This is a genomic window from Salibacterium aidingense DSM 18341 (genome assembly GCF_000429685.1).
Taxonomy (GTDB): domain Bacteria; phylum Bacillota; class Bacilli; order Bacillales; family Marinococcaceae; genus Salibacterium; species Salibacterium aidingense.
Genome location: NZ_KE386940.1, coordinates 162,510 through 186,049, shown reverse-complemented (window position 1 = coordinate 186,049; position 23,540 = coordinate 162,510). Strand labels below are relative to the sequence as shown.

General features: G+C 43.9%; 21 protein-coding genes. 6 read left to right on the top strand and 15 right to left on the bottom strand.

The window, feature by feature from the left end:
• Nucleotides 1-52: 52 nt before the first annotated feature.
• Both G475_RS0122980 and G475_RS0122975 read right to left on the bottom strand, forming a co-directional pair.
• Nucleotides 53-1,369 (bottom strand): short-chain fatty acid transporter, encoded by a 1,317-nt coding sequence (locus G475_RS0122980; RefSeq protein ID WP_026703255.1) that lies wholly within the window; start codon nucleotides 1,367-1,369, stop codon nucleotides 53-55.
• Between the two features lie 118 nt (nucleotides 1,370-1,487).
• The gene (locus tag G475_RS0122975) at nucleotides 1,488-2,051 is read right to left on the bottom strand and encodes a nitroreductase family protein (protein ID WP_026703254.1); all 564 of its coding nucleotides are present in this window, start codon (nucleotides 2,049-2,051) and stop codon (nucleotides 1,488-1,490) included.
• A gap of 170 nt (nucleotides 2,052-2,221) precedes the next feature.
• Here G475_RS0122975 and G475_RS0122970 point away from each other — a divergent pair, with 170 nt between their 5' ends.
• Nucleotides 2,222-3,775 carry a histidine kinase N-terminal 7TM domain-containing diguanylate cyclase gene (locus tag G475_RS0122970; protein ID WP_026703253.1) on the top strand — a complete coding sequence of 518 codons (1,554 nt, stop codon included), beginning with the start codon at nucleotides 2,222-2,224 and terminating at the stop codon, nucleotides 3,773-3,775.
• Between the two features lie 52 nt (nucleotides 3,776-3,827).
• On the opposite strand, the gene G475_RS0122965 is transcribed toward G475_RS0122970, so the two are convergent.
• The 7 genes from G475_RS0122965 to G475_RS0122935 all read right to left on the bottom strand — a co-directional run bounded on the left by G475_RS0122965 (nucleotide 3,828) and on the right by G475_RS0122935 (nucleotide 10,673).
• Nucleotides 3,828-5,105, bottom strand: a complete 1,278-nt coding sequence (locus G475_RS0122965; RefSeq protein ID WP_026703252.1) for a TRAP transporter large permease — start codon at nucleotides 5,103-5,105, stop codon at nucleotides 3,828-3,830.
• Nucleotides 5,102-5,557 (bottom strand): TRAP transporter small permease, encoded by a 456-nt coding sequence (locus G475_RS0122960; RefSeq protein WP_233275840.1) that lies wholly within the window; start codon nucleotides 5,555-5,557, stop codon nucleotides 5,102-5,104. Before G475_RS0122960 ends, G475_RS0122965 begins: the two co-directional genes overlap by 4 nt.
• Nucleotides 5,558-5,626: 69 nt before the next feature.
• Nucleotides 5,627-6,718 carry a TRAP transporter substrate-binding protein gene (locus G475_RS0122955; protein ID WP_026703250.1) on the bottom strand — a complete coding sequence of 364 codons (1,092 nt, stop codon included), beginning with the start codon at nucleotides 6,716-6,718 and terminating at the stop codon, nucleotides 5,627-5,629.
• 39 nt (nucleotides 6,719-6,757) lie between these two features.
• The gene (gene rhmD / locus G475_RS0122950; protein ID WP_026703249.1) at nucleotides 6,758-7,939 is read right to left on the bottom strand and encodes an L-rhamnonate dehydratase; all 1,182 of its coding nucleotides are present in this window, start codon (nucleotides 7,937-7,939) and stop codon (nucleotides 6,758-6,760) included.
• 15 nt (nucleotides 7,940-7,954) lie between these two features.
• Nucleotides 7,955-8,980: a zinc-dependent alcohol dehydrogenase gene (locus tag G475_RS0122945; protein ID WP_026703248.1), complete on the bottom strand. Its 1,026-nt coding sequence runs from the start codon at nucleotides 8,978-8,980 to the stop codon at nucleotides 7,955-7,957.
• Between the two features lie 15 nt (nucleotides 8,981-8,995).
• The gene (locus tag G475_RS0122940; protein ID WP_026703247.1) at nucleotides 8,996-9,895 is read right to left on the bottom strand and encodes a fumarylacetoacetate hydrolase family protein; all 900 of its coding nucleotides are present in this window, start codon (nucleotides 9,893-9,895) and stop codon (nucleotides 8,996-8,998) included.
• 22 nt (nucleotides 9,896-9,917) lie between these two features.
• Nucleotides 9,918-10,673, bottom strand: a complete 756-nt coding sequence (locus G475_RS0122935) for an IclR family transcriptional regulator (protein ID WP_026703246.1) — start codon at nucleotides 10,671-10,673, stop codon at nucleotides 9,918-9,920.
• 294 nt (nucleotides 10,674-10,967) lie between these two features.
• On the opposite strand from G475_RS0122935, the gene G475_RS0122930 reads away from it, so the two are divergent.
• Nucleotides 10,968-11,921: a Gfo/Idh/MocA family protein gene (locus tag G475_RS0122930; RefSeq protein ID WP_026703245.1), complete on the top strand. Its 954-nt coding sequence runs from the start codon at nucleotides 10,968-10,970 to the stop codon at nucleotides 11,919-11,921.
• Between the two features lie 201 nt (nucleotides 11,922-12,122).
• Here G475_RS0122930 and G475_RS0122925 read toward each other — a convergent pair whose 3' ends face one another.
• Together G475_RS0122925 and G475_RS0122920 are read right to left on the bottom strand one after the other, a co-directional pair.
• Nucleotides 12,123-12,335, bottom strand: coding sequence for a DUF2642 domain-containing protein (locus G475_RS0122925; RefSeq protein WP_026703244.1), 213 nt, complete (start codon nucleotides 12,333-12,335; stop codon nucleotides 12,123-12,125).
• Between the two features lie 14 nt (nucleotides 12,336-12,349).
• A complete protein-coding gene (locus tag G475_RS0122920; protein WP_026703243.1) occupies nucleotides 12,350-12,661 on the bottom strand; it encodes a DUF2642 domain-containing protein in 312 nt (103 codons plus the stop codon).
• Between the two features lie 214 nt (nucleotides 12,662-12,875).
• Here G475_RS0122920 and G475_RS0122915 point away from each other — a divergent pair, with 214 nt between their 5' ends.
• A complete protein-coding gene (locus G475_RS0122915) occupies nucleotides 12,876-14,156 on the top strand; it encodes a glycosyltransferase family 2 protein (protein ID WP_026703242.1) in 1,281 nt (426 codons plus the stop codon).
• Here G475_RS0122915 and G475_RS0122910 read toward each other — a convergent pair.
• Together G475_RS0122910 and G475_RS0122905 are read right to left on the bottom strand one after the other, a co-directional pair.
• Nucleotides 14,153-15,274, bottom strand: coding sequence for a DegT/DnrJ/EryC1/StrS family aminotransferase (locus G475_RS0122910; protein WP_324603228.1), 1,122 nt, complete (start codon nucleotides 15,272-15,274; stop codon nucleotides 14,153-14,155). The genes G475_RS0122915 and G475_RS0122910 overlap by 4 nt on opposite strands.
• A 24-nt stretch (nucleotides 15,275-15,298) precedes the next feature.
• Entirely contained in the window at nucleotides 15,299-16,594 is a 1,296-nt protein-coding gene (locus G475_RS0122905) for a nucleotide sugar dehydrogenase (protein WP_026703240.1), read from the bottom strand.
• A gap of 274 nt (nucleotides 16,595-16,868) precedes the next feature.
• Here G475_RS0122905 and G475_RS0122900 point away from each other — a divergent pair, with 274 nt between their 5' ends.
• Nucleotides 16,869-18,194 (top strand): S8 family peptidase, encoded by a 1,326-nt coding sequence (locus G475_RS0122900; RefSeq protein WP_026703239.1) that lies wholly within the window; start codon nucleotides 16,869-16,871, stop codon nucleotides 18,192-18,194.
• Nucleotides 18,195-18,291: 97 nt separating this feature from the next.
• On the opposite strand, the gene G475_RS0122895 is transcribed toward G475_RS0122900, so the two are convergent.
• Both G475_RS0122895 and G475_RS0122890 read right to left on the bottom strand, forming a co-directional pair.
• Nucleotides 18,292-19,632 (bottom strand): N-acetylmuramoyl-L-alanine amidase, encoded by a 1,341-nt coding sequence (locus G475_RS0122895; RefSeq protein WP_026703238.1) that lies wholly within the window; start codon nucleotides 19,630-19,632, stop codon nucleotides 18,292-18,294.
• A 94-nt stretch (nucleotides 19,633-19,726) separates the two neighbouring features.
• The gene (locus G475_RS0122890) at nucleotides 19,727-20,953 is read right to left on the bottom strand and encodes a glycosyltransferase family 4 protein (protein WP_035712550.1); all 1,227 of its coding nucleotides are present in this window, start codon (nucleotides 20,951-20,953) and stop codon (nucleotides 19,727-19,729) included.
• A 180-nt stretch (nucleotides 20,954-21,133) separates the two neighbouring features.
• Between G475_RS0122890 and wecB the strand changes: the two genes are divergently transcribed.
• Both wecB and G475_RS0122880 read left to right on the top strand, forming a co-directional pair.
• Nucleotides 21,134-22,207: a non-hydrolyzing UDP-N-acetylglucosamine 2-epimerase gene (gene wecB, locus G475_RS0122885; RefSeq protein WP_026703236.1), complete on the top strand. Its 1,074-nt coding sequence runs from the start codon at nucleotides 21,134-21,136 to the stop codon at nucleotides 22,205-22,207.
• A gap of 91 nt (nucleotides 22,208-22,298) precedes the next feature.
• Nucleotides 22,299-23,534 (top strand): glycosyltransferase, encoded by a 1,236-nt coding sequence (locus G475_RS0122880; RefSeq protein ID WP_233275836.1) that lies wholly within the window; start codon nucleotides 22,299-22,301, stop codon nucleotides 23,532-23,534.
• The last annotated feature ends 6 nt before the right edge of the window (nucleotides 23,535-23,540 follow it).

Here is a 23,540-nt window from a genome sequence, read left to right as displayed (position 1 = left end):
GCAGCAGCAAATAAAAACGGAGTGCCCATGGCGGACACTCCTCCAGTAATTATTATAGTAGAATAAGGCCAAGTCCAATTATAACTCCGCTTAATACAAGGACCCATAAACAAAATCCCATAATATCACGGGCGTTTAATCCGGCGATGGCCAATGCCGGCAGTGCCCAGAACGGCTGAATCATGTTTGTCCAGGCATCTCCCCAGGCCACAGCCATTGCTGTTTTCGCTGCATCCACTCCCAGTTCTTCTCCCGCTGCCAGCATGATCGGGGCCTGAACCGCCCACTGGCCGCCGCCTGAAGGAACAAAGAAATTAACAATACCGGCGCTGAGAAAGGCAAATAACGGATAGGTGACCTCAGTGGATATCGAAATAAACCATTCCGAAAATTGCACGGCCAGTCCAGAAGTTACCATCATACCCATAATACCAGCGTAAAATGGAAATTGAATAATTATCCCGCCAGCGTTTTTTACCGCCCCGGCTACACTGGCGAGAAAATTCTTCGGTGTGCCGTGACATAAAATCCCAAGCATCAAAAAGAGAAAATTGACGATATTAAGATTTAAATCAAAGCCATTGGTGCTTAAATAATAAACAATAAAAATAAGACCTAATCCGCCTGTGAGCCAAGACAAAAAAACGCTGCTTTCCATTTTTTCCGCGGGAGTTTTTTCTGCGCGGGGCTTTTCTTCCGGTCCAGGATCCTCTTCCAGCAATTCCGGATCTACAGTAACCGCTTCTTTCTGATTCATCATCGCACGGTTCAATAAAGGAACAGCTATAAACAGTGCAATTACAATCGCTATATTAAACGGAGCAAAAATTGTTTCTCCTGTAGGAATAATCCCGATAATATCTTCAGAAAAATGCCCTTCCGTCGCCACTGTCAGTGGAATCGATCCTGCCAGCCCGCCATGCCAGACGACAAATCCGCTGTAGGCACTCGCGATCAACAGCCGGTAATCCACACTCGTTACTTTTTTCGCCAGCTCCTTGGCAAACAGAGCACCTATGACCAGGCCGAATCCCCAGTTAATCCAGCTTGCCACCAGCGCCGCCAGTGTCACGATCACAATAGCCTGGCCGGGAGAATTCGCTAGAGACGCTAATTTCTGCAGCTGTTTTTTAAAAAACGGGCTGCTTGCCAGCACATAACCAGTCACCAAAATCAAAACCATCTGCATCGCAAATTCAAGCAGATCCCAAAAGCCTTCTCCCCAGTAGACCACCATATCCAGCGGACCGCTCGAAGTAATCAACAGCCCCAGTAGAAACACAGCCATGGTTAATATAACAACAAATAAAAACGGATCCGGGAGATACCGTTGTACGAGCTTCGTCGAAGCATTGGTGAGCGCTTTCAATATTCTCATCTCCTTTGACTGAATCTTAAAAATCAGAGTCAAAGTCAACCCTACTACAAGCGCTTACATTAGTAAAATAAATGAAAGTTATATACTTATTCTATATTGTAATAAATAATTATTCGTAAATCGTCATTTTTTCTTCCACGGGGGTACGTTCTTTCGTTTTAGGAATGTGATCAGAATCAAAAAAGCCCATATGCAGAAAACCTGCTATTTTTTCACCGGCTTCCACACCAAGGATTTCCCTGGTTTTTGGCTCGTAAATATGGGGATTTGTTTTCCAGACCACTCCGAGCTGCCGTTCCCAGGCAAGCAGTTGAAAATTCTGGATCATCGAGCTAACTGCTCCGAAATTCTCTTCCCATTGTTTCTGCCGGGGATCGTTTGCCATAATAACAACCAATATGGCTGCGGGCTGGCGGAAATATTGCCGCCGGTTCTCCTGCTGGTCTTTTGGGAAAACAGTCAGCAGCTGTTCAATAAACGCCTCTTTGGTTTCAGCCGGGATAAACACAAATCGCCACGGTTCTCTGTTCCCGTGATTCGGAGCCCATACTGCATCATTCAACAATTCAAAAACAAGCTCTTTCGGCACTGGATCTGGTTTATAGTTCTTTTTTAACGAACGCCTTTCCCTAATTAACTTGGCCAGTTGAGATTTATTCACCACAGAGGACATCATAAATTCTCCTCTCTATATCGATATTGATAATCGTTATCAAATAAATTATAACGAAGATCGCTGTAAAATCAACCCCTGCCCGGCACTTCCTTCTTATTTTTCTGCTTCAAATCTATGAAAATTAAAGTATAATAAATGTAATAGGTTGAAGATAAGAGGGGTTTTTTATGATGCCAGCGCTTGATGAATTTGTCACCGCCATTGTGTTTTCTTTTTTGACAACTCTTATCCTTGCTTTCACCGCTTTCCGTTACCGTTATACTCCCGGAACAAAATACTTCATTATGACGATGTTTATGTGCGCAATCATGTCTCTTGCGTCTTTAGGTGAGATTCTATCTACCGATTTACATACAAAACTGGTTTGGCGGAACATCCAACAAATACCACTTTTTTCTTTCCCCGTCTTTATTTTAGCTTTTGTCCTGGATTACTTGGGAAAACGCTCCTTTCTCACATTGAAACGAATGATACTGCTTGCACTGCCTAATATATTATACATCCTTTTCATTTATACCGATGGTTACCATCATTGGATGAGAAACGGAGTTCAGACCGCATCCACCGGCAATGTGGAACTCACGACCGTCGAAATAACCGGCTTAAGCCTGGCCTTCATCATTTACAATAATGCCTTGAATTTTGCTGCTTTTACTATTTTTGCCTTGAACTTTCGAAATACGTCCACTTACAATAAGACTCCTTATCTGCTGCTGTTAATCGGTCTCGCTCTGCCTGTGTTTTTCGCTGTTATCCGCCCGTTCCTGCCAGTTGGGATATGGAGCTCCACCGCTGTATCCTTTATTCCCTCCAGCCTTCTGCTATTTTTGGGTTTAATGAAATTCAGGCTGCTTTCCTTATGGCCGGTTGCCAAGGATACAATTATTGAAAATTTAAAAGACGGGATTGTACTTATTGATAAAGAAGACACCATCATTGAAATGAACTTTCACGCACGAGAATGGCTGCAAAACCGTGCCGGCGTGTCTGGGACTCTGCAGACTGGCACCAATCTATATTCCCTGTTGAATCCCCTTCCTGAAGTGCAGACATTTATCGCAGCAAAACAAAAGGGGCAATTGGAAATACATCTTGTTACGAAAGAAGAAGAAACTTATTTTGATGTTTCCATGTTTCCAATAGCAGGAAGAAACGGTCAAACGACTGGCTTTCTTATCATGGTTACGGACATTACCGCTGATAAGACAGCAAAAAACTTGTTATGGGAACAGGCAGTTACGGATCCGCTCACCCGTCTCCCCAACCGGCAGTATTTTTTTGAACAAGCGGAGAAGGTAAAGGAAGGCGATAGGGATTCAGAAATTTCCTTCATTCTGTTGGATATTGATGATTTTAAAAAAATTAATGATACATACGGACATCATATCGGGGATGAAGTACTGATACGCTTCAGTAAAATGCTGCAGCAGATGGATATTCCGTATCGCATCGCCGCCCGGCTTGGAGGGGAAGAATTCGCTTTATTATTAACCGGAACAGCCCGGGAGGACACCCGTTCCTACGGAGAATATGTTTGCCGGGAGATCGCGGGTTCTCCCATCTCCATAAGTGATAAGCTATCTATAACGGTTACTGTCAGCTTAGGAATCAGTTCTGACACTGCCGGTTCTGCCTCTATAGAACGGATGTACAGAGAGGCCGATGCGGTGCTGTATTACTCGAAAAGACACGGTAAAAATCAGGTCTCTTTTCATACCTAGTAAAAATCTTTGCCCATTCACCATGATGTGAATGAACAAAGATAAAAATCGATTAATGAAGCAGGCTGGGTAAAAACGTCGATACATTTGGAGCATAAGCCACAAACAATATGACAATAACAATCAATGTAAAAAAGGGCCACAGGTACCTTAAGGTATCTTTAAAATTTGCTTCTGCAATGCCATTCGTGATGAAAAGCAGAACCCCTACAGGCGGGGTCACACCGCCTACAATCAAACATATAGCAACGACGGTGGCGAAGTGAAAGGGGTCATAACCTGCCGTCTCTGCAATAACGGACAATACAGGGATGAAAATGATAGTAGCCGCAATGGTTTCAATTACACATCCAATAACAAGCAACATGATGACTATCAATAACATGAGGAGATAAGGGTTCCCTGTAAAATCACTTAACCAGGTGGAAATCTGAAGAGGAATTTGTTCATTCGCAAGGATCCATCCAAAGATGGATGCCGTCGCCGCGATAAATAGTACCATCACACTCGTGTGGGTCGATTGAATCAACACTTTATATAAATCTTTTATTTTCAGTTCCTTATAAATAAAAATGCTGACAATCAAGGAATAAACCACGGCTACTACACTGGCTTCTGTTGCCGTGAAAATACCAAACAAAATACCGCCAAGAATAATAACCGGAGCAAGCAGCGCCCAAAAGGCACTTAAAAAACTCTGCCAAACTTCTTTTAAGGACGCCCTCTTTTCATAAGGAAGATGATGTCTAACCGCGCCAATATAATTAATAACCAGCAGACCTGCTGCCATTACAAGACCTGGGAGAGCACCTGCCAGGAAGAGTTTAGAAATGGACAAACCGGTCAAGGACCCATAAATAATCATGATAATACTTGGCGGTATAATGGGACCTATCGCTCCGGCACAGGCTGTTAATGCAGCAGCATATCCTCTCGGATAACCACGGCTTACCATTGAAGGAATCATTACAGATCCGACAGCGGAAGTATCCGCTGAAGCAGATCCGGAAATTCCTGCAAATGTGGTACTCGTGAATATTGTGGCATGGCCGAGTCCACCTTTAATGTGACCGAGCAGACTGTTAGCGAATCGTACGAGCCTCGTGGAGATCCCGCCGTGTTCCATAATCGAGCCGGCCAGCATAAAAAATGGAATCGCAAGGAAAGTGAAGCTGTTCAATGTATTAACGATCCTCGGCATCACCTGGGCAAGCGTGACATCTGTGGTGAGAAAAAGTGTTGCTATGGAAGAGACACCAATTGCAAATGCAACGGGCATACGCAGTACAAGCAGCACAAACAGGATGCCAAACATGAGAAACAATGTCATGAACGAACCTCCTTCCCTTGCACCAAGTCCACAATATTTAACAATGTATATAAAAACATAAGCAATCCGCCAACTGGAATCGAAAGAAAAACATATCCCATGGAAATCCGAAGTACCGATGACGTCTGCAGGCTGGTTACTTCGACGACCTGGAACCCATAAATGATTAATACTAACACAAAGGCCAAAATGATGACATGCATGATTAAATCAATGACTTTCATTGTATTTACGGAGAGAGCGCCTCCGATAAAATCGACCACAATATGCTTTTTTTCGCGTAAAGCATACCCCGATCCCAGCATGACAAACCATATAAATAAGAATCTCATCGCTTCGTTCGGCCAGCTCATTGGAAAACCAAAAAAGCGGGAAAAAATTTGGAGCACTGCTAATAGAGTCACAGTACTGAATAATGAAACTAATACGATTCTGACACCCTTATTGAACATCTTCTCCAATACTTTTTCACTCCTTCCTCTTGAAAGGAGAGCCAGCATGAAAGCTGGCTCCGACTGCCATTATTCAAGCTCGTTGATTTGTTCCAGCAGATCCGTCAGTCCCTCTTCCTCTGCATAACTGTTTACAAATTCCATTGCTGCCTCCTGGAATGGTTTTTTATCCACTTCCAATGTCTGCAGACCTTCCTCTTCTAACTGCCCTTTATATTCTTCATCCCGTTCCATAGCGAGTTCGCGTCCGAATAATGCGGCTTCACGCCCGGCTTCTTCTATCAGTGTTTGATCTTCTGCGGGTAATTCATTAAAGAACTGCTGGCTGATGTTGAGCGATAAAACCGTAAATATATGCTCCGTTGGAACGCGGTATTCTACTACTTCATGCAGACCGTCTGAATAAATGCTTTCCGCTGATCCTTCAAATCCATCTGCTACGCCGGTTTCCAGGGAATTATAAAGGTCCCCCCATGGAATAGAGGTAGCTGATGCTCCCCAGGATTCTACCGTACGGGAATACTGCGGGGCATCAGGCACACGAAGGCTCATGCCATCTACATCTTCAATGCCGCTGATTTCTTCATTAATCAACAAATCCCGGAATGCCGAATCGACCCAGCCGATGGACTTAATATCTGCCTCTGCCAATTCTGCTTCCAGTGTTTCTGCGACAGAACTATCCAGTACATTATGAACATGCTCATAACTGCTGAACGTATATGGCATATCGAGAACCCCTACTTTAGGAGCAAAATTGGACAAAACCCCTGCATCATTAATGGTCATTTCCAGTGAACCTACTTGAAGGGACTGTATCAATTCACTTTGTCCCCCTAATTCCCCTGAAGGATGAATTTCAACGGCGATACGGCCGTCCGATTCTGATTCAACAATGTCTTTAAATTCTTCAGTTACTGCGATTACAGAATGGGATGGCGGCAAATGAGAGCCGAGACGAATGGTTGTTTCTGCTTCTTTGCTGCTTCCTTCAGCTTCACTGGTTTCTTCATCCGCTTCAGCACTGTCTGTTTCTTCCTTTGTTTCGCCCGACGATTGCTCCGAATCCCCGTTTTCCCCCGATTCTTCGGTCAGTGAACCACATGCTGCCAACGCCATAATAAACAATGATAATAAGAAAAATACCATTCCTTTTTTCATTTTCTTCTCCCCTTTTTGTTAACGCTTACATCCAATCGACTAGTCTTTCTGCACAGCTGCTAAATGATCTCGGTTTAGTTCTACTCCAAATCCCGGCTTATCGTTCATTTTTACTTTTCCGTTTTCCGGGAGAATTTCACCTTCAAGCAATGGATAGAATTGCGGCACGACTTTATCTGCTTTTGGACTCATCATGAGATATTCGGCAAATGGGCTGTTCGTTTTGGTCATGACATAATGATAGCTGTAAATTCCGCTTCCGTGTGGAATAACGTATTTCCCGTAACTTTCCGCCAGGTTTCCGATTTTAATAAGTTCCGTTAAACCGCCGCACCAGCCGACATCGGCCTGCAGGATATCGATGTCACAGAATTCGAGCAGCATCCGGAAACCGTACCGTGTCGCTTCATGTTCTCCTCCTGTCACTAATATATTGTTTGGAGCTCGTTTTTTCAGGTCCCGGTACGCCCAGTAATCGTCAGGATTAAAGCATTCTTCCACCCATTTAAATTCCAGTTCAGCTGACTTTTGCATCAGCTTCTGTGCGTATGAGAGGTCCAGGGCCATCCAGCAGTCCCACATCAGCCAGAAATCATCTCCAACATGGTTTCTCATCTCTTCCGCCCTTTTTATATTCTTCCTCAAACCGGGTTCCCCATCATCCGGACCGTATGTTAAAGGCATTTTTCCGCCGATAAAACCCATGTCTTTGGCCAGATCCGGTCTGGGGCCGGTCGCATAACATGGCTGCTCTTCCCGGACTTTTCCTCCGATCATGGCATACACTGGTTCATCCCTCAGCTTTCCGAGCAGATCCCACAACGCCAGATCCACAGCTGAAATCGCATTCATAACAAGCCCTTTCCTGCCGTAAAAGAGAGAGCCTTTGTACATCTGGTCCCACATTTTTTCGATGTTTTCCACCGGCTGGCCTTCGATGAACCGATCCAAGTGGTTCATGACAATCCAGGCCGCCGGCCAGCCGCCGGTGGAGACACCAAATCCTGTTTCCCCGTTATCCGCTTCTACTTCGACGACTAACGTTTTAAGAGCATTAATACCAAAACTGGTTCTTGTCTGTTTATATTCCGGATATATGCTCATCGGTGTAGCTATCTGTTTGACGATCCAATGTTCTTCTTCTTGATCGTGGTAGTCCCCGCCGCCTCCGCTTACAACATAGGCCCGGATATTTGCTATCTTGTGTCCTGTCACTCCCATGCTTTCTGCCTCCCATTATTTATTAATCTGAAGAAATATTTTGCTGTTTTTAACCCTGCCTTCTATCAAATCCATAAATGCCTGCTGGCCGTCCTCAAGACTTCTTACTTCCGACCAGCCTGCCGGGTTGACTTTTCCTTCCTCAAGCAGCTGCACAGCATCGTAAAAGTCCTGTCTGGAATAACAAAAAGAACCGAGTACTGTCACTTCATTACGAATAAAATCGTTGATCGGAAGCGGTGTTTCGTTGATGCCAAGGCCTATATTCATAATGACGCCCCCGGAATTAATGACTTCTGCGGCCTGGGATCTGGTTGGCAGAAATCCGGCTGCATCAATAATCACATCAATTCCTTTCTCTCCCGCTATCTTCGGCAGTGCTTCTTTCACATCTGTCTTTTCCGGATTTAACGTGTGATTTATTCCAGCTTTTTTCATTGTCGCGAGCCGTTCTTCATTTATGTCGGCCATGATGATCCGATTTGCTCCGAGAATTTCGGCCGTTAATGCACTTAATACACCAATGGTGCCGGCGCCGTATATGAAAACATTGGCGAGCGGATGCTTATCCAGCGCCCTTCGCACAGCCCTAAAGCAGCAGGCAAGCGGTTCTGATAAAGAAGCTGTGTAAGAGTCCAGCGAAGCCGGTACTTCTACCACAGCGCTTTCCGGTACGACAACATAATCAGCGAACGCCCCGGAGCGGTGGATCCCGACAATCTGCCGGTGATCGCACAAATTCTCCAGCCCTTTTCGGCACTTCTCACAACGCCCGCAGTGAATCAACGGATTAACAACCACTTTCGCGCCTTTTGGCACATGCTCCGCTGTTTCCCCCGTTTTTTCTACGTACCCGCAGAATTCGTGCCCCATGATAAGCGGAGGCACTCTCAAGCTGTTGTGTCCGAGAAATCCTTCAATTTCAGAACCGCAGATACCGGCCACATCCACTTTTATCAATACTTCATTTTCATTTGGTTCCGGAATGCTTCGTTCTTCCAAGTTCATTTGTTTAGGTCCATTCCATGCTAGTACTTTCATTGGCTCACCTTCCATTTATTGAACGTTGTTTTCCAATGTGCCTATTCCTTCAATATCAAGTCTGCAGGTGTCCCCTGATTTCAGAAAAATCTGCGGGTCTCTGAATACTCCCACACCGTGCGGGGTTCCAGTTGCAATAATGTCTCCCGGTTCAAAGGTGAAGCCCTGAGATAAGTACGAAATAATATAGGGAATCTTAAAAATCAAATTACTTGTATTGGAATCCTGCAGTTTTTCCCCGTTTACCTCTAAGGAAATCTTCAGGTTGTGCGGATCCTGTATTTCGTCTTTAGTGACGACGACAGGGCCAAGCGGTGCAAACGTGTCGTATGATTTTCCCCTCACCCACTGTACATCCTCGAATTGAACGTCACGGGCACTGATGTCGTTCATGATGGTGTAGCCGAATACATAATCTATGGCCTCTTCTTCCGAAACATTCCGGGCCGTTTTTCCAATCACGACGGTAAGCTCGACTTCATAATCGACCTGGCTGGATTCTTCCGGCAGTTCAATGGTATCTCCATCTCCTATAAGGCAGGATGCCCATTTTGAAAAAATCATCGGCTTTTTTGGAGGCTCCACGTTCTGTTCCCTGCAGTGATCCATGTAGTTATTGCCGACACAGACCACCTTCCCTGGATGACGGAGCGGCTCTTTCAGCTGAACATCGGCAGAGTTGTATTTGCAAGCAGACACCTCTTCTTCATTGGCCAGCGCCCACTCCCATGCTTCTTTCACTGCTGAAAGATTATTTTTCTGAATAACGGAGACGAGATCTTCTAACGGTTCTACCTTTTTTCCCTGTTTCTTGTTAAAGAGAGGAATCAGGTCAGGAAGAGAATAGATATCACGGCCGTCACGAAGACCAACTTTTTCGTTGCCTTCTGTTGTTAGAAACGTAAGAAACTGCATCGGTTTCATCCTTTCTGTCTCGTTACAGGGTTTGATTCGTAGAAAGCTGTTCTGCCAGTTTCATAATTTCCCTGGCAGCCAGTTCTCGTTTGTCAGTCCAGTTATTTTCCAGCATCGTAAAACTCACGCCCGCTGTCAGCTGGTCATCTTTGTTATATATCGGGGCGGACACGCAGCAGAAGCCAACTGCTCCCTCCTGCTCTTCCACCACATATCCATCCTTTTTGGCCTGCTGCAGCTGTTCCCATAACTCATCCACATGTCCCACCGTATTCTCTGTTTTTTGGGGCAGGTCTTTTTCAGGGAAAAGCTCAAGCAATTCTTCATACGAGAGTTTTATTAGCTGGATCTTGCCAATAGCAGACGCATGGGCCGGAAACCTCATCCCCGGATCCGTTACTAAGCGGGCAGGAGAACTTCCTTCTTCCCGGGCAAGATAAAACACTTCCGCATCATACCGTTTTCCGAGCTGGATATGTTCATCCACGACTTCAATTGCCTTTGCCGCTTCTACTGAGAACGTTTCCAAAATATCGAACTGGCGGTAGTAGGCAGAGGCAAAGGATCCCAGTACCGGTCCCAGTGTATAGGTTTCATGCCTGTCTTTTTTTACCCAGCCCAATGTTTCCAGTGTGTTTAATAAGGAGTACATGGAGCTTTTATTAATATCAAGTTTGTTGGAAATGTCTATCAACCGCAGCTTGGAAGGATTTTCAGCTATCACATCGATAATGATATTCGCTCTTTCCAACGCCGGAACCCAGTATTTCGGAGACATTGTCACCCTCCTCTCTTCTTAGTTTATTATAATAAACTAAGTTTAATATTTAAAACTAAATTTATCGTAACACATTTAAGCAAATTGTCAAAATCTTTTTTCAATCCTTTGTTGTTTTACCTACATTTACTAGACTGTGCTCCCTTTCTTTCTCTATATCCCTGTAATCTATGAAACACTACTTATGATAGGCCTGCGTTTGTTTCCTGGTTCTGCCGTTTCTCCGGCTGAGAGCGACCATACAATAAAGTAGTACGATTACATGTGTTAATAGAAAAGGAGGCAGGGTTCATCATGAAGGTCGGAGTGATAGGCACGGGAAACATGGGCGAAAATCATATTCGAACGTACAAGTCTTTATCTGATTCCTGCCGTTTGGCTGGAATTTATGATGAAAATGAAAAAATAAACCAGCAAATAGCCGAAAAATATAATGTTTCCCCCTTTTATTCGATGGAGGGGCTTTTAAAGGAAGTAGATGCCGTTAGCATTACAGTACCGACCCCGTTTCATTACGAAGTCGGATTGCGCTGTATTGAAAACAAGGTGCATATGTTAATGGAAAAACCAATCACTTCCACCGTCCAGGAGGCCCAAACGTTAGTCAAAAAAGCCGAGGAACAGGATCTCATTCTGCAGGTGGGACATATTGAACTATTTAATCCAGTCATCCAGACATTAAAAAAAGAAATAGCCGATCAGAACGTCATTGCAATTGATACGCACCGCATGTCCCCGTATCATCCCAAATTAAAAGATATTGATGTCGTACACGATTTAATGATTCATGATCTTTATATCATAAATGAACTTATGGAAGACGAATTAAAAGAATTTTATACACTCGGACAGTTAATGGAAACTTCCCCAAAACATGCTATTATGATAGCTGAATTTAAACAGGGAGTGATTGCTCAGGTAACAGCCAGTATGCAATCCAACAAAACGATACGTTCAGTTCAGGTTTTAACAGAAGAGGCTTATTTTATTGCTGATCTTCTGCGCAATGAAATTAATGTTACCCGTCCAGATAAACAAAAAACAAAGGACTTCCCGAGTACTGTAACGAAAACAATCCAAATCCCCCCTTTCTATCAACCGTTAACTTTGCAGCTGAAAGAATTTATCTCCTGTATCAAGAACAATACCCCCCCGCTGGTCAAAGGGGAGGACGGTGTCAAATCGCTGGCGCTTTCCAGTAAAATCAGCGAAGCCATTAAAAAACAAAAAGGAGCTCGTCCTTCCTAACCAGCTGCCGAAAAAGCAGCTGGTTTTTTATTAAGAAAAGAGGAAGGTAAGAAACCCACTCAGCCTTCGACCTTTCTGTTCTTAAAAAAAGACCTTAAAATCTGCTTTTTTTTTGAGCAGATTTTAAGGTCCTATTATTTATATTAAGAGTGTTTAACATGGGAGCTTTTCCGTGTTATTGATGAAGTTTACAATTGACGATTAGGCTGCTGTGGCTGGGAAACGAACGTAGTTAATGGAATTAATAGAAATATACAATCTGTTACCTGTTCCATAGCCGTTGGTGGTGTCAATGCTGATTAAATCACTGGTAACACTGATCAATATGCCTTCGGTCAGATTATTATCTGTGGCTACTTCCACCCTTGAACCGAGTCTGGACGCTAATTCTGCAACAAACGTGTTCTCAAACAATGTGAAACCCTCCTTTACAGTTCATTTACTGTCTCGATATTTTCAAGACGTACAAGGACTTGAGAACCAGTGTCATCTATTATCACAATATAGTCGCTCTGCACGGATAACAGTGTACCGTCCACGACACCAAATGGAGTGGTGACCTGAACCGGCTCTCCTACCAAGGAACATAATACCTCCCGCAGTGTTCCGGGAGTATTGGGGGGACACGTAGTGGAATTATTGTTGGACGAAGACCCCCCGCCGAGATTGGTACTTATATTCGATAACTGATTAACTAACTGTTCAATATTTGCGGATTGAGAGACGTTTACTCTTGCCATATTAATCCTCCTTTCTTTGTTTCAATATATTAGATGCAGGGAGGAAGGGTATTGTATAGGGAAACTACTAACTACTCTGCCTATTTCAGAAAGATTCCACAGTTGTCCTCTATTCTATTTTTAAGAAAAACACATATATTCATGAACCCTCCGGTTCTTCCTGTCATAGGTATAAATATTCCCCGTCCCACAGGAAAATCAGGAGGGATACAAAGTGAAAGATATAACTGCTTTACTTTTCGGGTATTCGAACACGAAGACATTACAACAGGCTCTGCTCTCCCTCGAAAAAATAAGTCATCGTCTAGACAGGGTTATGATCCTGCAGCAGACGGCACAAACTGGAAACGAAGAGGAACGAAGCAGCTTCGATATTTCTTTTATTCCGGCGCAGGACCCGGGCCGCGCTATGAACCGGCTTTTGTGCTCTATAGAGACATCCTATTTTTTGGTTTTAAACGACGATGACTATCTTTCTTCCTTGCTTGAGCCATCCTATTTAAACCTTGATCCTTATAAATCAGTCATGACTTTTCCACAACGGATAGGAAGAGCAATGCTTCAGCATCCGTTCCTGATAAAAACAAGCAGTGGTAAACAAAATCCTTTTCCGTCCACCCGTCAGCTCCCTTTTCACGAAGCGCTGCTGCCTGCCTGGCTCAGCACTATAGAAAACCATCAAATAACAGTGTTGCCACTGGATGGGCTGAAAAAAATAAATAAAAGCAGTTCCAAAAGTCAAATGGAAAAGATTCATTTTTTGACGAAATACAAACCGGCAGCTGTCGAACCTCAGCCCCCTTCTCTGTCGATTATTATAGCCAACTATAATATGGGAGCCTATGTGGAAACAGCGGTGCTTTCCTGTGTTTTGCAAAATGTCCAGCCGGAAGCCATTTTTGTGATCGACGATGGATCCACAGACGATTCCCGGAGCCGGCTTTCTGAATGGAGAAATCATTCCCGGGTAACATTGATGGAAAAAGAAAACGGCGGAAAAGCCCGGGCTCTGAATGACGTTCTTCCCTACATTTCTACGGAATTTGTTATGGAATTGGACGCAGATGACTGGCTCGATCCCGATGCTGTAGTCACAGTGAAACACTATCTTCAGAATCTGCCGAAACAAGCATGTATGTTATACGGAAACCTCCGGCGGTGGAAGCAGACTGCGGAGAGTGGTATTTTATATAAAGGCCTCTCTAAGGGAAAGAGGGTGCATTCGAAAAAAGATCTATTATCCTACCGCTTTCCGCTTGGCCCCCGGGTATACCGAACATCCACGCTGAAACAAATCGGAGGGTTTCCGGTGATCCCTTTTGATGATGGGAGGCTGTATGAGGACGTCAGTGTTTTAATGAATCTTTTCAGAGAAGCTCCTTTGTTCTTTCAAAATTTCACCGTATACAACATTCGCGAACATGAGGGGAGTATCACAAAAAAAAATCATTCCAGGTGGAATGATTTTTATAGAACATGGATGAAACCATATTAATCTGCCCCATGCTCAAAAAAATGAATCACGCTTGAAATAATATTGTTTTGTTTCTCAATAGACAGCTCCGGGAAAATAGGAAGTGCCAGAATCCGGTCTGCTATCCTTTCAGAGACGGGAAAACTTCCCTTTTGGTATCCCAAGTAATCAAATGCCTGCTGCAAATGAAGAGGGACCGGATAATAGACAGCAGAAGCGATGCCGCTCTTCTTCAGATAGGAAGCTAATTCATCCCGCCTCCCTGATTCTATACAATATTGGTGGTACGTCCGTCCCTCTTTTTCCCCCGGTGCCGGGGTCTTGACGTATCGATTCAACTGTTCGGTATACCTCTTGGCAATTTCCTTCCTTTTATGCAGAAATAGGTCTAAATATTTGAGTTTAACCAGTAATACCGCTGCCTGAAGTTCATCCAGCCTGCTGTTTATGCCTATGGAAGAATGATGGTACTTCCTTTGACTGCCATGATTTCGGAGTTCACGTACTTTATCATAAAGTGTGTGATCATTGGTTACGATCATGCCCCCATCTCCAAAGGCACCCAGGTTTTTGGAGGGAAAGAAGGAAAAACATCCAATATCTGCAATCCCCCCGGCTTTCCTTCCTTCTATTTCCGTTCCCATCGCCTGACACGCGTCTTCAATCACTTTAATGTTGTATTTTTCCGCTAAAGACATGATATCTTCCATATCCGCTGCTTTTCCAAACAGATGAACCACAATAACTGCTTTTGTTTTTGGAGTCATGGTTTCCTTTATTTTCTCTGGATCAATGGTATAGGTTTGTTCCTTAATATCTGCAAAAACCGGTACAGCCCCGGTTTGGGCAATTGCTTCTGCCGTGGCAAAAAAGGTGAATGGGGTGGTGATCACCTCATCGCCCGGACCGATATTCAATGCTTTTAATGATAAATACAACGCATCAGTCCCATTTGCAACCCCGATGGCATAAGCCGTACCTGTATATTCAGCAATTTGATTTTCGAGTTCCTCCCCCTTTTTCCCCAGTACATATTCTCCGCTTTTCAGGACTGATTTCATTTCTTTTAACAGCGGGGCTTTCAACAAATCTATTTCTTTCTGTAGATCCACCATTGGAATAAACTCTGTGCGATTCACGGTTTTCACCTCCCTTCCGTCCCATCACAAACCTATTTTTTCGTATTGAATGCCTAAAGCTGTAATTTCTTCCTCATTCAGCTCATTGCGTCCATCGAAAATTAATTTACAATTTGTAAAGGCGTCAAATTGAATAGAGTGATAGTCATTATGAAAGGCTTGAAGGATTACTGCATCGATGCTGGAAATTCTTTCGTCTGCCAATGACAACGGGGTTATGCTAAACGTTGAAATTTCTTCATCCGTAAACAATGGATCGTTTACATAGACCCATGCATTTTTCTGCTTAAGCTCTTCTGCCAGCAGTAGTGCGGTAGATTTCGTCGGTTCTTTTACATTTCCTCGATAGGAAAGCCCTAAAATCAGAACATTTTTATGCTCCAGCGTATCTAGATAATCTTCCATTTTGGTGACAGCGTAAGCTGCCATGCTATCATTTATTTTTCTTGCCATAGGGGTTAACCCCTCATGCAGTCCTCTTTTTATAAAAAAATAGGGGTAAATGGGAATACAGTGTCCTCCGACTCCAATCCCGGGAGTATGAAGATGAGAAAAAGGCTGCGTGTTGCCTGCTGAAATGACATCCGAAATTTTTACCCCTTTTTTCTCCGCATAGACGGCTAACTCATTCGCAAGAGCAATATTTACATCCCGATAGACGCATTCGGCTGTTTTTGAAAATTCCGCTGTCTCTGCGGAATCTACTTCTATTACTTCACAACGCAGGGACTGTTTGTAAAAATCCGAGGCAGCCTGCAGTCCCTTATCATTTGTTCCCCCTACTATTTTCGGGTATTGCTGCAGGTCGTGGATCATTCGGTTGGAATACACTCTTTCCGGACTGTAAGCTAAATAAAAGTCAAAACCGGCTTTCAAACCGGAAATTTCTTCAAGCCGCTTCCCAAACCTGTTCCGGGTATCTCCCGCAGGCAGCGTTGTTTCAAAAATAACAGTCGTTCCTTTCGTTAATCCTGCTCCTATATCTTCCACAGCTGCATCTATAAATGAATAATCCACCTCGTGGTCTTCCTTAATTAAAACGGGGACAATGACGACCACAAAATCAGATTCGGCAGCTGCCGCCGACGTATCGCGTACAGCACGAAGTCTATCGTTGCGGACGGCCTCCGCCACCAGCTGATCCAGGCCGGGTTCATTACTGACATGGGATACCCCTTGATTCACAAGATGAACCACGGTTTCCTTATGATCGGCTCCGATAACATGAAAGCCATTGTTGGCAAACACTGCTGCCAACGTCAGGCCAATTTTCCCCAATCCAATGACGGCAACGGTTTGTACTGTTTTCTTATCATTCATGTCCTTTCCAACCCTCTTTTCTTCTGCTCTGTTCCTTTCCTCATTTCATACTTTATGTGGAAATATAGTTGATGATTGGACTATTAGCAGGTTTAGAAGAGTTTTCGTCCTCCAATTAAAAAAGATAGAGAAGACACCCACTTCCCCTCGTTTTTGCCTTCCCTGCCGTTCTAGTTAAAATCCTATTTCACAAATCTATTTAGACATTCTGCCGTTCCTATCATTCTTTCCCTCTCATAGTGTGGGAGCACACGAAAAAGAAAGGGTGATAGCAGTGTTTCATTATAGAATGGTAAAGTTAATGCGTTCCCAGGCCGGGAAAATTGACCGTCCTCTGCGGGAAGAAATGCTTTATTCCTACAATTTTTTAAAGTCTGTCCCATGTTTTCTCCACAACGTCATAGACCGGATGATTACCAAACGAAAAAAGCTGCCGGTCATCATCGGATTTCATCACGATCATTGTACCGAAGGTCTGCAGGAAATCGAGGGGTTGCTACACAGCCACAGGCGCTGTAAAGTAAAAAATCATTTTACCAAGGCAGCCTGCTGCAGTGCTGAAGTCACACCGGGGGCTCTGGAGGATATGCTCTCCCGCTGTTCAACGATTCGAAAAGTATATTTGAACCGGGAAGTGAACGCGCTTCTGGACACCGCCGTCCCGTCTGCCAATGCGAACAACGTGGAAATCAACGGCACTTCGTTAACGGGGCAGGGAATTACGACAGCCGTTATTGATACTGGTGTTTATCCGCATCAGGACCTTTCTGATCGGATGGTCGATTTCGTAGATTTTGTTAATAACCGAGAGGAACCATACGATGATAACGGGCACGGAACGCATTGTGCAGGGGATGCAGCCGGAAACGGCGCCGCATCAGGCGGCCAATACAGCGGTCCTGCCCCGGAATCCAACATTATTGGAGTAAAAGTACTGGATAATAGAGGTTCCGGTACGTTGGAGTCCATCATGCTTGGCATAGACTGGTGTATGGAATACAATCAGCAGGATATGGATTACTCGATTGATATTATTAGTATGTCCCTGGGAAGTCCTGCCCAAAGGTATGAAGAAGAAGAGGATGATCCGATGGTGCAAATGGTTAATGCTGCATGGGATCAGGGCATTCTGGTTTGTGTGGCTGCCGGTAATGAAGGTCCCGAACCGCAGACCATTGCCAGTCCGGGAGTCAGCGAAAAAATCCTTACAGTGGGGGCGCTCGATGATAATAACACGGGATCCAGAGACGATGATGAAGTGGCCGGCTTTTCCAGCCGCGGCCCTACCATCTATGGGAAAACAAAGCCAGATCTTCTGGCGCCCGGCGTTGATATTGTCTCGCTTCGCTCCCCCAATTCTTATGTCGATCGAACCCAGAAAAGCAGCAGAGTGGGCGACTACTACTTTACAATGTCCGGCACGTCCATGGCCACTCCTATTTGCGCCGGCGTTGCCGCTTTGCTGCTTCAAAATAAACCGGACGCCTCTCCTCAGCAAATAAAAGAACAACTGTTGAACGGATCAGATCTATGGAGAGACAGGGATCCAAACATTTACGGCAGCGGTTATATCAACGCCAGAAACTCCTTACCCAAATAACAATACGGAACACAAAAAACGGAGCCCGCGGGACGTTACCCGGGCTCCGTTTTTTCATCCTTTATTGAAAACCAGTCTTTGCTGCACAAGGACGTTTTTACGTTTTTATATTTTCCAGTATATCTTCCAGGGTGTTCTGGCTGAATTTGATCAAGCGTTCATACATGTTTAGGATGAGCTGCCCATATTCATTGCCGGGAACAGCCCATTTTCCATTTAAACCAATCCAGGAAGGGGCTGATCCCCGCTCCACCAGCTCAAATCTGGAATCCAGCAGCGGATAAGCCGATGGAAGTTCTGACGTGGAGGCATATGCATACAGATGCTGCAGGTGAGCCATCACGCCGTCTTCCGGCGTTTCAAAGCTTTCCCCGGGATTATCAGGCCCTGTTGCACCCAGGCCTCCGTAATTATTTTGTTCAGGCTGAACGACCCCGGTGAAACGGAAATAATCCGTTTCGTGCAAAGCCTGCGCGAAAGCAATGTCTCCTCTGATCCCATAGTAATTTCCATATTTTAAATAATAGGCTCCAATTTGCGGTGCCTGATCGTGAATGGATCTCACGTATTGATCTAACAAATGAGGAGACAGGACTACGTCTCCCAAAATAGAAATTCCGTTATCTCCTTCCACGGATGTGTTTTCCTCATCTGTGAGTATAAAGGCATCTTCTATCCCTAAACGCCGAACTTCTTCCAGTCGTCTTTCCGCGTTATCTCTATATTTAAAAGCTCCGGTCTGCACACGGTACCTTGTTTGGTTGGAAACCGTGGTCTCCACTACGACAGCTCCTATCCCATTGGATTGAAACAGGGAGCGTCGATTATCGGCATTTTCTCTATTTTCAAAGGATCCTGCTATCACCCTATACACAGAACCTGCATTCTGCTGGTGCTGAAGGTTAAACGCTTCCTCCAGTCCATTCACATGGCCGCGGGCCACAGCCTGCCTCCATTCCCCGCCCGCCATCAAGGAAGCATCGTTGGCGTTGTCGATAAATCCATTTTCTGTTAATATTGCCGGCATTGCTGATTCCCGAAGTACGTGGAAATTAGCTTTCTTTCTGCCTCTGTCCGTCAGGGAATTTACAGAAGTAACATGGTTGTGCATGATGTTTCTGTACGCCGCTGTCTGCGAAGAGTCCGCTAAGCCTTGGTAGATATAGTCCTCATACCCAGCGGCCTGCCCATTGAAAGAATTGCAGTGAATCGATAGAAAGTAGTCTGCATTCCATTCATTAGCCTGACTGGTCCGCTGATTGAGAGTAACACTGATATCTGACGTACGGCTCATTCTTACTTCTACATTCTGGTACTCATTTAATAAAATATTTCTTATTCTAATAGCGATGTCTAAATTTATATTTTTTTCAAGTAATCCGTTCCCGGCTGCGCCAGAATCATTTCCTCCATGACCCGGATCCAAGAATAGTTTCACAAGAGCACCTCCTTCTCTGTCACAGTATGGCAGAAAGAAAACATACGTGTGGATATACGTACCCGCTCTCATAAAAATAAAAGGGAATAGACTACTATCTGTCCGGACCCAGCAGTTTTTTATATAATGCCATGAGCTTTTCTTCCATGATTCCCCAGTGATAATAAGTTTCCATTATTCTCCGGGCATTCTCACTCATTTGCGAAAGCTGTTCTTTGTGTTGGGATAGGTGAAACAATGCTTCCGCATAATCAGCAGCTGAAGCCACCTCCTTGTTTACCACAAATCCGCACTGGTATCGGCGGATAATATCCTTCATATCTTTACACCGGTTCACCAATACAGGGACACCGTTGTTTAAGTAACTAAAAAATTTATTAGGAACAGCATAATGATTATTTAACGAATGTTTTGCATCGAGGTCAACTAAGCCGATATCCACTTCTTTCATCGCCAGCGGAATGTCTTCATATGGGATCCATCCCTTCTGGTGAACGTTAGTCTTCAAATGAGAAGGCACGGAAAGTGTATCTTTCGTAGAATGTGATAAACCGCCTATAATATTTAAATGCAGATCAAAGTGTCGTTTGCAGATGTCCAGCAGCAGAAACAGCTTTTCTACATTCCCTCTTGTCCTATTAACGATTCCTTCATATCCAAGGACTAAGCTGCTTTTATTATATGTTTTGGGTTTGTATTCCGGTGTTAATGGAGGGGAGTTAAAAATAACTTCCACGGGTATCCTGGGATGAACAGCGTTATACCAAGATTTGATCGATTCGGAAACCGTAATGACATAATCTGTTTCCTGCAGCATGGCCGTCAGCATTTTCCTCATCGTTCTTTTTTTCGCCTCTCCGATAGCACTCTCCGGGTCAGGAACTAGCTCATGGCTGTCATAAATCAATGGAACGGATTTTCCTTTGGAGCCAAGCTTCCGTTTTATCCCCACCCCCGCATACAACGAAAAAAACTCGTGGGCATGATAAATATCAGCCTGCTGAGCAGTTCCCAATTTAGTCAACGGATCCGTGAAATGGGCCGCTTTTCCTGATTGGACGTGATAATTTAGTAATTTGAGCTTTTTCTCAAAGTCTATTTGTTCATACGTGACCATCTTGATACCCTCATACACAAATGATTCCCCTTGAAATGTATCACGGAACGGGGTCCCGTCTATGTCAAACAAAAAACCGCTTCTTCGAGGAACAATCATTGTTACATCATACCCCTGATGATACAGCGTTTTCGCTTCTTTTTTAAATATTCTTGCATCTAAAAACGGATGATCCGCTACTAAAAAACAAATCTTTTTACTCATGCCTTCCCCGCTCTCCTTATGGAAAATTCTTGCCTTTGATTTATTTCACGTTATGTCCAAACCGAGAAAAAAATACATTTTAGGTTCTTTCCTTGTGTTATTTGAGGGGGCAGCGCACTCTTATTTTTCATAGATTACTGTAGGGCTGTCACGAAATGAAGAGCATGGGAGGAATACAAAATGAAAATGATAACCGTACTTGGCGCCAGACCCCAGTTTATTAAAGCCTGTATGTTATCCAGGCTTCTGCAGAACGATAAGAATATTAATGAGATTATCGTTCATACAGGGCAGCATTATGATAAAAATATGTCTGATATATTTTTCACTCAGCTGCAGCTTCCGACTCCTGATTATCATCTCGGAGTAGGATCGGGTTCTCACGGGAAGCAGACCGCGGATATGCTGATACAACTAGAAAATGTCATAAATAAAGAAAAGCCGGACCTCGTTTTAGTATATGGGGATACGAACTCCACCCTTGCCGGTAGTTTGGCAGCATCCAAGCTGCATGTCCCTATTGCCCATATAGAAGCCGGCCTTCGCAGTTTCAACAGACGGATGCCGGAAGAAATAAACCGGGTGGTAACAGATCACCTATCTACCTTCCTGTTTGCTCCTTCCCAGGCAGCGGTGGATCACTTAGCCCGGGAAGGAATCAAAGAAGGTGTCTATGTAACGGGAGACATCATGTATGACGCTGTGCTTCATTATAAAGAAACGGCTGTTAACCAATCCGACATTCTCCAGCGGCTGCAGCTCCAGGCAGGAGATTATTATCTTGCCACGATCCACCGTGCAGAAAATACAGATGAACCGGATCGGTTAAAGAACATTCTTAAAGCCTTTCAGCAATTAGATAAAAAAGTTGTTTTTCCCCTGCATCCAAGAACAAAACACACAATAGAGAAGTGGGAACAAGGCACCAATTCCAATATTTTATTAATTGAACCGTTAAATTATTTGGATATGTTAGTCATGGAAAGTCAGGCCAAAACGATTTTAACGGATTCCGGCGGCATTCAAAAAGAAGCCTATATGCTCCGCACCCCATGTATTACGCTTCGCAAAGAAACAGAATGGGAAGAAACCGTGCGGGAAAAATGGAATACAATTATGCCGCCCACTCATTCAGAAAAAATTGTAGAAGCTGTTTTAAATAGTGAAAAACCTCAGGCTTACCGCAGCCTGTTTGGAGATGGAAACGCTGCCCATCATATTCAAGTTGTATTACGTGAAATGTTTAAATATTAGACCGTGTTCACACCCGCTAGGCCCTTCCAAATACACTGAACACTGCGTGAATAAATGAGGCGAACCTATAAATGAGAGAGGAGAAATAAAGGTGGGAAAAAAAGTCTGCATGCTCGTTACCGATCATCCATTTTTGGATTCCAGAATTTTTAAACGAGAAGCCTTGAGTTTAAAAAAAATGGGATATGAGGTCACAATGATTGTTCCGAGAAAAAATAAATATCTTCTGGATATCGATGGAACACCAATAAAAGACCGTTTTTTAACCCCTAGTTTTAAATATAAAGGGATTACAATCATTACCTATGACTGGGAAAGCAGCCGGGCATTTCTTAGCAAAGTCAGGGACAATCCTGTTCGTTGGGAACATTCCGGCTTTCATAACCAATTAACTCAACTTGGTATGAAACAAAATGCTGATATATATCATGTTCATGAATACCTCTCACTATTTGCCGGGGTAGGGATCAAACACCAGCTTCGGAAAAAGGGCAAAGAAGTGAAATTAATATATGACAGCCATGAACTTACTCCAGACCCATTTGACCCTAATTATACTGAAGAGATAAGAAACGTCTTAAAAGAGCGGCTGCTGAGCATGTTGAAAGAAGTAGATTATGTTATTACGATTTCTCCTTCCATTAAGTCTTGGTTTCTCGTTCAAAATCCGGCAATACCGGTAGAAATCATTTATAATTCTCCTCCTTTATCCAACACTTATCAGCCCAAAAAACAGACCGATAGTCTTACCGTCTGTTACGAAGGGAACATGGATAATAAGCGGGGAAGTAAAGAAAAAATCACCGGTATAACAGAATTTTGTTCAGCAGCCTCAGACTTCAAATTCAAGGTTATTGGAGGGGCCCGCTTTGGTGATTCTTTCCCTCTTCCACAAACCCTGACGAATAAAATTCATTTAACCGGGTGGGTCGACTATCATGCCATTTCCAATCATATGGCTGATGTAGATGCAGGCTGGATCGATTATGAAGATCTCCATCATTCCCTGAATCGTCTGTATGCGATGCCGAATAAATTTTTTAGTTACTTAAACAATGGGGTGCCGGTAGTAGTCAACCGCTGCCATGAAATGGAGAACTTTATAAGGAAACACCACTGCGGCCTCGTTCTTGATAAAGCAGATGCGTCTGCCCAGGACTATGCCGAAGCATTTCTTTATCTCAATAAAAACAAATCGATATTACAGCAAATGAGTGAAAACGCCCGTGCCGTGATGGAAAACAAATACAGCTGGGAACACATGCAAAAAAGGCTAGCAAATGTATACGAGGAACTTTTAAACGAAGGCGCGACCATGCACATGTAATACAAA

Coding starts and splice junctions, on each gene's coding strand:
- G475_RS0122975 (WP_026703254.1), bottom strand. CDS start 2,051: ATGTCCTCTGTGGTGAATAAATCTCAACTGGCCAAGTTAATTAGGGAA.
- G475_RS0122970 (WP_026703253.1), top strand. CDS start 2,222: ATGATGCCAGCGCTTGATGAATTTGTCACCGCCATTGTGTTTTCTTTT.
- G475_RS0122965 (WP_026703252.1), bottom strand. CDS start 5,105: ATGACATTGTTTCTCATGTTTGGCATCCTGTTTGTGCTGCTTGTACTG.
- G475_RS0122960 (WP_233275840.1), bottom strand. CDS start 5,557: ATGTTCAATAAGGGTGTCAGAATCGTATTAGTTTCATTATTCAGTACT.
- G475_RS0122955 (WP_026703250.1), bottom strand. CDS start 6,718: ATGAAAAAAGGAATGGTATTTTTCTTATTATCATTGTTTATTATGGCG.
- rhmD (WP_026703249.1), bottom strand. CDS start 7,939: ATGGGAGTGACAGGACACAAGATAGCAAATATCCGGGCCTATGTTGTA.
- G475_RS0122945 (WP_026703248.1), bottom strand. CDS start 8,980: ATGAAAGTACTAGCATGGAATGGACCTAAACAAATGAACTTGGAAGAA.
- G475_RS0122940 (WP_026703247.1), bottom strand. CDS start 9,895: ATGCAGTTTCTTACGTTTCTAACAACAGAAGGCAACGAAAAAGTTGGT.
- G475_RS0122935 (WP_026703246.1), bottom strand. CDS start 10,673: ATGTCTCCGAAATACTGGGTTCCGGCGTTGGAAAGAGCGAATATCATT.
- G475_RS0122930 (WP_026703245.1), top strand. CDS start 10,968: ATGAAGGTCGGAGTGATAGGCACGGGAAACATGGGCGAAAATCATATT.
- G475_RS0122920 (WP_026703243.1), bottom strand. CDS start 12,661: ATGGCAAGAGTAAACGTCTCTCAATCCGCAAATATTGAACAGTTAGTT.
- G475_RS0122905 (WP_026703240.1), bottom strand. CDS start 16,594: ATGAATGATAAGAAAACAGTACAAACCGTTGCCGTCATTGGATTGGGG.
- G475_RS0122890 (WP_035712550.1), bottom strand. CDS start 20,953: ATGAGTAAAAAGATTTGTTTTTTAGTAGCGGATCATCCGTTTTTAGAT.
- wecB (WP_026703236.1), top strand. CDS start 21,134: ATGAAAATGATAACCGTACTTGGCGCCAGACCCCAGTTTATTAAAGCC.